This is a genomic window from Psychrobacter sp. TB20-MNA-CIBAN-0197 (assembly GCF_040309765.1).
GTDB lineage: Bacteria > Pseudomonadota > Gammaproteobacteria > Pseudomonadales > Moraxellaceae > Psychrobacter > Psychrobacter submarinus.
In genome coordinates this window covers 18,680-30,427 of sequence record NZ_JBEOPC010000039.1, presented here as the reverse complement: position 1 = coordinate 30,427, position 11,748 = coordinate 18,680, and the positions used below count along the sequence as shown (strand labels likewise).

10 protein-coding genes and 1 pseudogene are annotated in these 11,748 nt (G+C 46.3%); 5 read left to right on the top strand and 6 right to left on the bottom strand.

The window, feature by feature from the left end:
• Positions 1–100 precede the first annotated feature (100 nt).
• From AAEY83_RS11490 to AAEY83_RS11475, 4 genes and pseudogenes are all read right to left on the bottom strand, one after another.
• A pseudogene (locus tag AAEY83_RS11490) lies at positions 101–820 on the bottom strand (sulfate/molybdate ABC transporter ATP-binding protein); the annotation flags it as partial.
• Positions 821–867: 47 nt separating this feature from the next.
• Positions 868–1,797: a sulfate ABC transporter permease subunit CysW gene (gene cysW / locus AAEY83_RS11485; RefSeq protein ID WP_025644309.1), complete on the bottom strand. Its 930-nt coding sequence runs from the start codon at positions 1,795–1,797 to the stop codon at positions 868–870.
• Position 1,798: 1 nt separating this feature from the next.
• Positions 1,799–2,623 carry a sulfate ABC transporter permease subunit CysT gene (gene cysT, locus AAEY83_RS11480; RefSeq protein WP_227501926.1) on the bottom strand — a complete coding sequence of 275 codons (825 nt, stop codon included), beginning with the start codon at positions 2,621–2,623 and terminating at the stop codon, positions 1,799–1,801.
• Positions 2,624–2,926: 303 nt separating this feature from the next.
• Positions 2,927–4,036 carry a sulfate ABC transporter substrate-binding protein gene (locus AAEY83_RS11475; protein ID WP_025644307.1) on the bottom strand — a complete coding sequence of 370 codons (1,110 nt, stop codon included), beginning with the start codon at positions 4,034–4,036 and terminating at the stop codon, positions 2,927–2,929.
• Between the two features lie 291 nt (positions 4,037–4,327).
• Here AAEY83_RS11475 and AAEY83_RS11470 point away from each other — a divergent pair, with 291 nt between their 5' ends.
• Complete coding sequence (locus tag AAEY83_RS11470; protein WP_025644306.1) at positions 4,328–4,870, top strand: hypothetical protein; 543 nt, start codon at positions 4,328–4,330, stop codon at positions 4,868–4,870.
• A 100-nt stretch (positions 4,871–4,970) separates the two neighbouring features.
• Here the strand turns inward: AAEY83_RS11470 and sat are convergent, their stop codons facing one another.
• Positions 4,971–6,239: a sulfate adenylyltransferase gene (sat, locus tag AAEY83_RS11465; RefSeq protein ID WP_025644305.1), complete on the bottom strand. Its 1,269-nt coding sequence runs from the start codon at positions 6,237–6,239 to the stop codon at positions 4,971–4,973.
• Between the two features lie 281 nt (positions 6,240–6,520).
• Between sat and AAEY83_RS11460 the strand changes: the two genes are divergently transcribed.
• From AAEY83_RS11460 to AAEY83_RS11450, 3 genes are read left to right on the top strand one after another with little or no spacing between them, the layout of a single operon-like run.
• Entirely contained in the window at positions 6,521–8,212 is a 1,692-nt protein-coding gene (locus AAEY83_RS11460) for a nitrite/sulfite reductase (RefSeq protein WP_025644304.1), read from the top strand.
• Entirely contained in the window at positions 8,205–8,807 is a 603-nt protein-coding gene (locus AAEY83_RS11455) for a DUF934 domain-containing protein (protein WP_025644302.1), read from the top strand. Before AAEY83_RS11460 ends, AAEY83_RS11455 begins: the two co-directional genes overlap by 8 nt.
• A 54-nt stretch (positions 8,808–8,861) precedes the next feature.
• Positions 8,862–9,500: a phosphoadenosine phosphosulfate reductase domain-containing protein gene (locus AAEY83_RS11450; protein ID WP_025644301.1), complete on the top strand. Its 639-nt coding sequence runs from the start codon at positions 8,862–8,864 to the stop codon at positions 9,498–9,500.
• A gap of 111 nt (positions 9,501–9,611) precedes the next feature.
• Here the strand turns inward: AAEY83_RS11450 and AAEY83_RS11445 are convergent, their stop codons facing one another.
• Entirely contained in the window at positions 9,612–9,809 is a 198-nt protein-coding gene (locus AAEY83_RS11445; protein WP_025644300.1) for an SDR family oxidoreductase, read from the bottom strand.
• Between the two features lie 244 nt (positions 9,810–10,053).
• On the opposite strand from AAEY83_RS11445, the gene cysG reads away from it, so the two are divergent.
• Complete coding sequence (gene cysG / locus AAEY83_RS11440; protein ID WP_025644299.1) at positions 10,054–11,718, top strand: siroheme synthase CysG; 1,665 nt, start codon at positions 10,054–10,056, stop codon at positions 11,716–11,718.
• Positions 11,719–11,748: the final 30 nt, after the last annotated feature.

Here is an 11,748-nt window from a genome sequence, read left to right as displayed (position 1 = left end):
ACGATTAGGGTTTAAGACGCCTATGCAGGCGTTCTATAATATTAATTAGCGTTGCACTTGGTGTGTTAATCTAAGTCTTTTTTTATAGACCATAACACTATGCCAAGTCTAAGAAATCTCTGACAAAGCTATTGGCGGGCTGGTTAAGAAGCTGCTCTGAGGTGCCAACTTGCTCGATACGGCCATGATTCATCACCACAATCTCATCAGATATTGCCCGCGCCTCTTCTTGATCATGGGTTACCATAATACTAGTAATCCCTAGTTCATGGTGAATGTCTTTTAGCCATGTCCGCAGCTCTTTACGCACTTTGGCATCAAGCGCCCCAAATGGCTCATCCAATAGCAGGAGTTTTGGCTTGACCGCTAAGGCTCTTGCTAGTGCAATACGCTGACGCTGCCCGCCTGAGAGCTGATGCGGATAAGCATTGGCAAGCTGTGGTAATTGTACGAGCTCTAACAGCTCCGCTACCCGCTTCTTAATATCGGTTTTACTAGGCCTTTCAGACTTAGGTAGTAATGTTAGGCCAAAGGCAATGTTATCGGCGATGTTTTTATGACGAAACAGCGCATAATGCTGAAACATAAAGCCGATATGGCGTTTTTGTACCGGAATATTAGTCACGTCCAAATCATCGAATAGTATCTGACCAGAGTCTGCATATTCTAAGCCGGCAATAATGCGTAATAACGTGGTTTTACCGCAGCCTGAGGGGCCAAGCAGTGTCGTCAATTTACCTGTAGGTACGGTGATATTGATATTATTCAAAGCGGTGAAATCACCAAAGGTTTTATTAACATCTCTAATTTCAATACTCATACGTGTATCTCTTATTTGCTTATAATATAAATGGCTTACGCTATTTGTTATTCAGGCTTATGCCGTGTAGGTGTGTCATTGGCGCTGACAGGTAGCTCAGGAGCAGCAACCAGACGCGCAGACTTAGCGAATTTGCGCTCTTGCATCTTCGTCATCACCTGTTGTAGCAATAACGTCACTAGTGCTAGCGCTGCCAATATACTAGATAAAGCAAAGGCGGCGGTAAAGTTATACTCGTTATAAGCAATCTCGACCAGTAGCGGCATAGTGTTGGTTTCGCCTCTTATGTGTCCAGATACCACACTCACCGCGCCAAACTCGCCCATGGCTCGCGCATTAGTCAAAATCAGACCATACAGCAGCGCCCATTTAATATTAGGCATAGTAATATGCCAAAACGTCTGCCAACCGCTAGCCCCTAATGTTAGTGCCGCTTGCTCCTCCGAGTCGCCTTGGGTCTGCATCAAAGGTATTAGCTCGCGCGCGACAAAGGGAAAAGTCACAAATAACGTTGCTAGCACAATACCCGGTACTGCAAAGATAACCTGAAAGCCAAGACTCTCAAGCCAGCCGCCAACAGGAGAGTTCAGACCAAACAGCAAGATAAACATCAGACCTGCAACCACAGGCGACACCGAAAACGGCAGATCGAGCAAGGTGGTCACTAGCTGCTTACCTTTGAACTGATAACGCGTCACCAACCACGCAATAGCGATACCCATCACCATGTTGATCGGTAAGATGATAGCGGCAGTTAGTAGCGTCAACTTAATCGCTTGTAGGGCCTCATCCTCCACAAGCGAGGCGATGTATAGATCCCAGCCGCCCTTTAGCGCTTCATAGAACACCGCAAGCAGTGGTATAACCAGCATCAAAATCATAAATAATACGGCGATACCGATAAATAAGCGTCTGATCCATGGCGCGTCTTTGGTGGCAGGATTGCTTTGATAATCATAACTATTGGCGATTTGCATCTTAGCGTGCTCCTACGCGGCGCGACAGCTTCCACTGTACGATGTTGATACTGAGCAAAATAACAAACGAGATCATCAGCATAAATAAAGCGACAGCCGATGCCCCTTGAATATCAAATTGCTCAAGCTTACTGATGATAATGATGGGCAAAATCTCAGACTGCATTGGGATATTACCGGCGATAAAAATAACCGAACCGTACTCGCCGGTTGCGCGAGCAAACATCATGCCTGCGCCCATAAATAACGCTGGTAGTAGCTCAGGCAAGATAACCTTACCAAATGTCGTTAATCGATTAGCGCCCAATACCGCTGAGGCCTCTTCAAATTCAACCGATAGCTCGGCAAGTACCGGCTGTACAGCGCGCACGATAAAGGGGAAACTAACGACGACTAAAGCCAGCCAAATACCTATCGGTGTAAACGCCACTTGAATATCAAATTTGGCAAACCACTGCCCTATCAGACCATTAGGCGCATAAAGCGTGGCAAGCGAGATACCGGTTACCGCCGTTGGTAAGGCAAATGGTAGATCAACTAAGGCATTGATTAAGGATTTGCCCCAAAACTCGTAGCGCACCAGCACCCAAGCGACAAGCGTACCAAACACCATATTGGTCAGCATCGCAAGAAACGACACCCACAAGCTTAGCTTGATAGCAGCAGTCACTTGCGGCTGTGAGATGGTCTCCCAAAACCCGCTCCAGCCCATCTGCGTCGTTGTATATGCCATCATCGCAAACGGCAACACCACCAGCAAGGACAAGCTAAAAACGGTAATACCCATGCTAAGCCCGAAACCCGGTAACACATTACGCTGGCGCATACGGGTCAGCCAGCTTTTTTTTGCAGGTTTGGGCGAGGGGCTGACCGGAGGTGTCGTGGCGCTCATAGTGATATCCTAATTATTACGTCGCTGTCTGTATTGTTATCAGCACTTATTGATGATTATGAGTGCTTTGTCTTTTAGTGCTCTTGAATTTGTGGTGAGCATCTAGGCAGCTTACGGTATAAAGGACATAGCGCAGGTAGCCATGTCCTTATTTATTTATGATGAACATTTTGGATTTGTCTGTCTGTTAAGACAGCTCATAAAGACAATAATAATGGCTAGTCGTTATGGTAAGCGCTACTGCGGAGCATTCACTGCCAGCTGATCAAAGACACCGTTATCACTAAAGAAGTTACCCATAATCTCATCCCAAGAGCCAAAAGTATCATTTGGACGGAAAGTCTCAACCGGTGGTAATTTGTCGCCGTTTTTCTCAAGGACGCTTTGCACACTTGGGCGCAGGTATAGATCAGCCGCTAGCTGCTGAGCCGGCTCGCTCCATAAGTAATCTAGATACGCTTTGGCGGCGTCTGTCGTGCCTTTTTTATCAGTAACGGTAGTAACGACAGCGACAGGGCTCTCTGATTTAATAGAATAATCAGGGTACACGATATCGACTTGTCCTTGTCCAAACTTAGTCGCAGCTAGGTTCGCTTCATTCTCAAAGGTCACAAGCACATCACCGATACCACGCTGTACGAAGGTTGTGGTTGCCGCGCGTCCGCCATTCTCGTAGACTTTGACGTTTTTGAGCATGTCTCTGACGTAGTTTTGCGCATTATCTTCGTTATTATCAAAAGCGTGTAAGCCATAACCATAAGCGCCCAAGAAGGCATAACGACCGTTACCCGTCACCTTTGGATTGGCCATGACAATCTCAATACCGTCGTTGGTCAAATCTTCCCAATCGTTGATGTTTTTAGGGTTATCTTTACGCACTAAAAAGACGATCGTACTGGTAAAAGGTACCGCGTTATCCGGGAACTGCTGCTCCCAATCGTCCGCGACCAAGCCCTCTTTTTGTAATAGCTCAATATCTGAGCCTTGATTCATGGTTGCCACGTCAGCTTGTAGACCATTTGCGACAGACAATGCTTGCTTACTTGAGCCACCGTGCGACTGCTTGATATTGATAGTAGCGTTAGGGTTTTCGGCTTGGTAATGCTCAACGAACATCGGGTTGTAATCTTTATAAAAATCACGCGCTACATCATATGAGACATTTAACAGTTCAATGTTTTGCGCCTCCCCGCTTGCCGCAGAGTCAGCGCTGGTTGCCGTGTCTGCGGTCTCATTATTGCTACAGCCTGCTAGGCCAAGTGTGACTGCTACGCCTGCGATACTGAGGGCGCTTAGCGTTTTGTTTTTAAATAAGTGGGTTTTATTTACAGAGTAGCTTTTGGTCATAAGTGCCTCGACTCGAATAGATCATTGATAAATGTTCAATAAAAAAAAGGGAATAGGTCTTGCCCTGCGGCTGAATAATCATGCAAGTATGCTAACAGCGTCTGCATATTATCTTTAATGATGAATATGTGTATGTTTCTGCCAAAATGGAATATATGAGTATGAAAATATCAAAAAAGCTAATTAAAGGAATATCTTGGCATCAGCCACGTTATTAGCTATGCTGCTTTAATCTAATGGTTTTACCTTTATCTTCTTATTTACTAACTTTCTAATTATTAAGGCTTATATATGACCTTGCGCGCCTCTCAAAAACCTTATACATCGCTTGCCATGTTAACCGCAGTATTCATCAGTAGCGCATCGCTAGTAGGCTGCAATAACACCTCATCCGCTACTAGCACTAGTACTAACACTATGGCAACAGCTAGCTTAGCAACTGTAGCCGCCGTATCTCCTGCCGTACAAGCGGTAGTCGGTGATTATGTGTCAGATAGCTATAGTCAGCGTCATCAAGGCTATGATTGGATTGCCGTGAAGGTGCAAGCAGATGAGAATGATCAGAATAGCGTTCATATAACAGTGCGCTCTCGTGATGATATAAAAAAGCCAACTTGCACCTTTGATGGCCAAGCAAAATTTATGGGTCAAGATCAAGCACACGGGATTATCTTTGAGACCACAGCTAATGAAAGTAAAGTATTTTTACAATTTCAAGGTGATCAGCTGACGATAGATAGCGATGATAAGTACGCGCTTAATTATTATTGCTCTGGTGGCGGCTCAATCGTTGGCGATTATCAAAAGCTGGCAGGAGAAGTCGAATTGAATTAACGCTCAAGCGTTATAATGGTTTGGTTAAGTTTTAATGATAAAAAAGGTGTCAAACTCATGGTCTGACACCTTTTTTATGCTTGAAGATTTTAAAACTATCTTAAACTGCAGAAGCGCCAGTCAGCTTAACCTCAGCGCGTTCTTCTTTAGCGATACCGGCATAGTATTCACGCAAGATCTCAAGCACCTCAGGGCGGCTAAAGTTATCAGGTACTTCAAGATCCTCTGATAGCGCTTTACGCAGTTTGGTGCCGGATACTTTGACGTGCTCGCTTGCATCGTGCGGGCAAGTCTTATCAGAGGCCATCGCTTGACAAGCGTTACACCAAAAGGTCCAGCCAATTTTTAGCGGCTGAGTGATCAAATCGTCTTTTCCAACATAATCAAAGATAGTTTGTGCGTCAAACGCACCATAGTAATCACCAACACCGGCATGATCACGGCCAACGATGAGATGGCTACAGCCGTAGTTTTGACGGAATACGGCATGTAATAAAGCTTCACGAGGGCCTGCATAACGCATATCTAGCGGATAGCCCGCTTGAATCACGGTATCGGCTCTGAAGTAATTATCTATCAGTGTCTTAATGGCCTCTTGACGTACTTCAGCGGGAATATCACCTGGCTTTAGCGCCCCAAGCAAGGAGTGAATGAGTACGCCATCGCAAATCTCAATAGCAATCTTCGCCAAATACTCATGCGAACGGTGCATCGGGTTACGCGTCTGAAAAGCAGCAACCGTTTTCCAGCCTTTATTACTCAATATCTCACGGGTCTCACTTGGGGTTTTGTAAATCTCCGGATATAGCTCAGGAAATTCGCCTTCACTAAGCACCTCGACGCGGCCTGCGACATTGACCTCGCCTTGATTGAGCACTTGTTGCACACCTGGATGCTCAGGATCAGTGGTAGTAAAGACTTGCTGGCACTCGTGATCTTTATCGATATCGTAAGTCTCTTCGACAGTGATAATACCCATCACCTCGCCGTCCTCGCTTACAAGCGCAACTTTATCGCCTTGATTAAGAGTGTCGGTTAATGCTTTAGGCGCAGATAAGGTAATCGGAATCGGCCAAAACAGACCAGCATTATCACCTGACTTTAGGCGCATCTCATCGACCACCCCTTGCCAGTCGGCTTGATTCATAAAGCCATCTAGTGGTGTAAAACCGCCAATACCTAGCATAATTAAATCACCGCGCTCGCGTGAGCTTAAGGTAATGGTCGGCAGGGTGCTGGCAAGCTTCAGCGCCTCTTCGCGCGCGCTATCTTTTAATAGCAGCGGCTTTAGAGTCTCGCTACCATGCGGCGGTACTAGCTTGGACTGTGATTGATCATCTGATGTTGATTGGGCAGGAATAGAAGTCATAGTGTTTTATACCCTTAGGTTGTGAGCAATTAATGGATGACGCCTAGGCTACCCAATTTTGGTTATGAAAATTTATGCTGACTTTGGATATGGATATAACTTATAGGAATTTATATTTATCCGCGTACAGTTATATGATGTCAGCCTATATTGCTTTAAGCCCATTTTTGAACAGCTCAGTGCCGAAGCACACCCTAGATTAGCGCCGAAGCACGCTCTAGATTAGTGCCAAAGCACACCCTAGAATTATTACACACGCAAATCACTATTGAGATTACGTCATGTATAAATATAACTACGCCGATCAAACGCTGGTAGAAGAACGCGTCGCGCAGTTCCGCGATCAGACCGAACGCTTTTTGGCAGGCGAGCTGCCAGAGGATCAGTATCTACCGCTACGACTGCAAAACGGTCTCTACATTCAGCGCTATGCGCCGATGCTACGGATTGCTATCCCTTATGGCCTACTTGCCAGCTATCAGCTGCGTAAACTTGCCGAGATTACCCGTAAATACGATAAAGGCTACGGGCACTTTACCACGCGTACCAATATTCAGCTCAACTGGCCAAAATTAGAAGAGGTTCCTGATATCCTAGCGGAGCTGGCCTCCGTGCAGATGCACGCCATCCAAACTTCTGGCAACTGTATTCGTAATACCACCACTGACCCTTATGCTGGTATTCATCAGGCTGAGATCGCCGATCCGCGTCCTTACTGTGAGATTATTCGTCAGTGGTCAACCTTTCATCCCGAATTTGCCTTTTTGCCGCGTAAATTTAAGATTGCGGTTATCGGTACAGAGACCGATCGCGCAGCCACGCAAGTCCACGATGTTGGCCTTCATGTTAAGAAAAATGACGCCGGCGAGCTTGGCTTTGAGGTGCTAGTGGGCGGCGGTCTTGGTCGTATCCCTGTACTGGGTAAAGTCATTAATGAGTTTCTGCCGCGCCAACATCTGCTCAGCTATTTAGATGCTATTTTACGGGTCTATAACTTGCATGGTCGCCGTGACAAAGGTAGCAAGTATAGATCTCGCATCAAAATCTTGGTCGATACTTTGGGCGGGCGCGAGTTTGCTAAGCTCGTTGATGCCGAGTGGGAAGCGAATACCAAAGATGGCCCGCTCACCTTAACTGATGACAATTTTGCGACGGCTACCAGTTATTTTAGCGAACCTGATTACAAGACATTTGATGGGCTACAAGTGCAGTCTGAGCTGCAGCAGCAGCTTGCGGACAATAAAGACTTTGCCAATTGGTATCAGCAAAACACCGTCGCGCATAAAATTGCAGGTTACCGCGCGGTGGTCATCTCCTTAAAAGCAGGACTGGTTGACGGTAAATACGTGCCTTCAGGCGACGTCACCGACTCACAAATGGATGCGCTAGCCGATCTTGCAGATGAGTACAGTTTTGGCGAGCTGCGTAGTACCTATCAGCAGAACCTGGTTTTTGCTGATATCGAAACCAATAAGCTATACGAGCTGTGGCAGCAATTATCAGATCTGCACTTAGCGCGTCCTAATATTAATACCTTAACCGACATGATCGTCTGTCCCGGTTGGGATTACTGCTCGCTCGCTAATGCCACGACGCATAACATCGCCGAGCAAATCGAGAAGCAGTTTAGCGATCTGGACTACTTGTATGACTTGGGTGATATTCGACTCAATATGTCGGGCTGTATCAATGCCTGTGCGCATCATCATACTGGCGATATCGGCATTCTCGGTGTCGATAAAAAGGGCGAGAACTGGTATCAGATTAGCCTTGGCGGTAACTCAAGTAACGACGCCAAACTTGGCAAAATACTTGGCCGCTCTGTCCCAACCGAAGCGGTGGCGGACACCATTCAACAGATCGTTGATGTCTATGTCGATCTACGCGCAACCACGGATAACGATGTCGAAAGCTTTGGCGAATTGGTAGAGCGCGTCGGTATTGATCCGTTTAAGGAGAAGGTCTATGGCTAATCATCATATCTTAGATAGTCAAGGCGGTGATATTAGCGCGCAAGATAACTGGCTGGCACTAAGCACTGATACTCTACCCGGCGGTATTGCTTTGAGTGAGATCACTTTGCTTGAGCTGCTACACCGGCAAGAAAAGCCTGAGGTTATCGTGCCGCTAGCCGATCTGCTGAATACTGAAGGCGCGCTTGCAGGCGGGCTGATGAACGAGGTGTATGAGCTTATCGTTCAGCACAGCAGTCATCTTGGCGTGTGGATTACTGCCGATACTGATGCCGATGTCCTAAGCAAACTTAGCGAGCTGTTATTGAAGCAAACGCTGATTGTCATTCATGTGCCCAAGTTTGCTGATGGTCGCGCCTTTAGCTTTGTACAAACCTTACGTCAATTGGGCTACAAAAAAGAGATTCGGGTCGCAGGCGAGTTTGGCCGTGACCAAATCGCTTATCTTTTGCGCGTCGGCGTCGATAGCTTTGTACTGAGCGAACATGATGTACATCCGGACTCCAAGTTTCATATCGAACAGGCCTTTACCGCGCTTGCCAGTAGTTATGGGGGCCGTGATGCCTCCGCACTACCTATGTTTGCAGGCGCTTAGTTTTTACTTTTCTATTTAACAATCACATTAATTTTCTAATTTAAGGACATAACCATGAGCCAACTACATCCAAACCTAGACATCGACCAAGCTAATAAAGACTTGCAAGGCAAATCGCCTGAAGAGATCGTTGAGTGGGCGCTATCGCAAGCCAAAAACCCTATTATCACCACTAACTTTCGCCCTTATGAGTCTGCCATTTTGCACTTAGTCGCTTCACTGCGCCCTGACATCACCGTATTATGGGTAGATTCAGGCTACAACACCGATGCCACTTATCGTTTCGCTAATAAAGTGATCAACGACTTAGACCTAAACGTCATTACTTATATTCCTAAGCAGACGGCAGCCCACCGTGACGTCACTCTGGGTGGTATCCCAGGCGTCAATGACGAGCTACACGACAAATTTACTGAGCAAGTCAAACTTGAGCCGTTTCGCCGCGCCCTTGATGAGCTAAAGCCTGACGTTTGGTTCAACGCTATCCGCAAAGACCAAACCGAATTCCGCCAAGGTCTCGATGTTCTCAGCCTCTCAAAAGACGGTGTGCTAAAAGTTGCGCCGCTGTTTGAAAAAACCGATAGTGATCTAGATAAGTACTTAGATGAGCACAACTTGCCTAACGAGTTTGATTATTTTGATCCGACTAAGGTTGAAGAGCACCGCGAGTGCGGACTACACACCCAGCTGTAGGTTTTAGTACTCATCTATAATTTGTAAAAATCAAAAAGCCCTCTCACTTTGAGAGGGCTTTTTTTTGGTTTATCTATTTGTTTTATCTATAACTGCTAAAAAGAGGAATTGCTATTTACGGCCAAGCACCCAGCCGCCATCCATAAAGACATTAGCACCGTGCATGTAGTTTGAGTCATCGGACGCTAAGAATACTGCCAATGCAGCGATCTCTTCTGGCTTGCCAGCACGCTGAGCAGGGATACGATCTAAACGCTCATCATCGATACCGTCAGTCATTGGCGTTTCGATAAAGCCTGGCGAGAGCATGTTTGCGCTTTGATTATTGATTTATTGAAAATATGCTAACACAGTTAAACGAATATCGATGTTAGGGTATGTTTGCTTAACTTTAAATACGTAAAGAACTCGCCTCACTCATTCCTATATTAAACAAAAATCGCTATTCTTATGAAAAATATAACTATACTAATGCCAATCCATTAGGTGAGATAGCGCGCGCGATACTTCATAATGACGCCATACATAAATTTGCATAATCTTTGGTGCTCCTATGAATACCTTTCCCTTATTCTTTAAACTCGATAACCGCAAAGTATTGATCGTGGGTGGCGGCGATGTGGCACTGCGAAAGGCGGATTTGCTTAGCCGTGCCGGTGCTGCTATTACTATTGTTGCCCCTAGTATCTGTGATGAGCTGCACGCGTTATTAAGTGATGAGAAGCATACTCTTATTTATGAAAATTATAATAAAAAGTACATGCAAGGCGCGCGCGTTATCATCGCTGGCACTGATGATGAGGCGTTGAACCATCAAATTCATGCCGATGCAACCGCGCTCAATATTCCGGTCAACGTCGTTGACACTCCGCATTTATGTGATTTTATTTTTCCCGCGATCGTTGATCGCAATCCGATTGTTATTGGTATCTCATCGAATGGTAAAGCGCCCGTGCTGGCGCGTTTACTGCGGGCACGACTTGAGACGCTGATCCCGCAAGGTTATGGTAAATTGGCAAAACTGGCAGGCGAGTTTCGTAGCGAGGTCAAAAATAAAATCCCAACGCTTACGGGTCGTCGTCAGTTTTGGGAGCGCGCCTTTGAAGGTAAGGTCAGTGAGCTCATCTTTGCCGGCAACGAAACTGAGGCGACTGCGCAATTGCAAAAAGACTTAGCTGAGACTGCTACAAAGATTGCCAATCAACATAGCGATGATACAGAAGTGGTCACAAACTCTGCAGCAAACTTAGACAATCAAGATACAGATTCAGATATCAGCAATAAAGGCGAAAATCCTGTTGGCGAAGTCTATATCGTAGGCGCAGGCCCAGGCGATCCGGAATTATTAACCTTTAAAGCGCTACGTCTCATGCAGCAAGCCGATATCGTCTTTTATGATGCGCTTGTCTCCCCGCAAGTATTAGATTTGTGCCGCCGTGATGCGGACAAAGTCTATGTTGGCAAAAAACGTAGTAATCACGCGGTCGCGCAATTGGGTATCAATGAGTTGTTAATCAACGAGGCTAAAGAAGGTCGCCGAGTCGTGCGTCTCAAAGGCGGCGATCCGTTTATATTTGGACGCGGCGGTGAAGAGATTGAGAGCCTGCGCGCGCACGGTGTGCCTTATCAAGTGGTACCAGGTATCACTGCTGCTAATGCTGCCGCGAGCTACGCCGGTATTCCACTCACCCACCGCGATCATTCTCAGTCGGTGCGTTTTGTCACAGGGTTTTTAAAGGCTGGTGTGCCTAATGAAAAGTTTGAGAATCTGCTCGATACCAATGAGACGGTGGTCTTCTATATGGGCTTGCATTCGCTAGAGCGTTTGACTGAAGGTTTAATCGAGGCAGGCCGTAGCAGTGAGACGCCTATCGCTATCGTCTCCAACGCTAGTATGCCTAATCAGCAAGTGCTGACCGGTACACTGGCTAGTATCGTAGAGCGACAAGAACAAGCGCAGTTGCCAACGCCTGCCTTACTCATTATGGGTGATGTAGTGGCGCTGCATCATGATTTAGCTTGGTACAATCTACATCTGCAGCAGCATGAGCAAAGTCTAGCTAATACTGAAAGTAATTGGCTGCGTGGCGGGACAGCAACAACACCAAAGGGTCAAGCTAAGGGTCAAGCTGTTGACCAACAAGCTCATGCGTTATCGATGATTGCTACTCTTTCTGAGTCAAAAGAGGATAGTTTAGAGCAGTTGGTTATTGGATAATCACTTTATTGTCATTATTGAACGGAGCCA

Bases quoted from the DNA above. Each gene is read 5' to 3' on its own strand.
- AAEY83_RS11475 (WP_025644307.1), bottom strand. From the start codon at position 4,036: ATGACCAAAAGCTACTCTGTAAATAAAACCCACTTATTTAAAAACAAA.
- AAEY83_RS11470 (WP_025644306.1), top strand. From the start codon at position 4,328: ATGACCTTGCGCGCCTCTCAAAAACCTTATACATCGCTTGCCATGTTA.
- cysT (WP_227501926.1), bottom strand. From the start codon at position 2,623: ATGCGCCAGCGTAATGTGTTACCGGGTTTCGGGCTTAGCATGGGTATT.
- cysW (WP_025644309.1), bottom strand. From the start codon at position 1,797: ATGCAAATCGCCAATAGTTATGATTATCAAAGCAATCCTGCCACCAAA.
- AAEY83_RS11455 (WP_025644302.1), top strand. From the start codon at position 8,205: ATGGCTAATCATCATATCTTAGATAGTCAAGGCGGTGATATTAGCGCG.
- AAEY83_RS11460 (WP_025644304.1), top strand. From the start codon at position 6,521: ATGTATAAATATAACTACGCCGATCAAACGCTGGTAGAAGAACGCGTC.
- cysG (WP_025644299.1), top strand. From the start codon at position 10,054: ATGAATACCTTTCCCTTATTCTTTAAACTCGATAACCGCAAAGTATTG.
- sat (WP_025644305.1), bottom strand. From the start codon at position 6,239: ATGACTTCTATTCCTGCCCAATCAACATCAGATGATCAATCACAGTCC.
- AAEY83_RS11445 (WP_025644300.1), bottom strand. From the start codon at position 9,809: ATGCTCTCGCCAGGCTTTATCGAAACGCCAATGACTGACGGTATCGAT.
- AAEY83_RS11450 (WP_025644301.1), top strand. From the start codon at position 8,862: ATGAGCCAACTACATCCAAACCTAGACATCGACCAAGCTAATAAAGAC.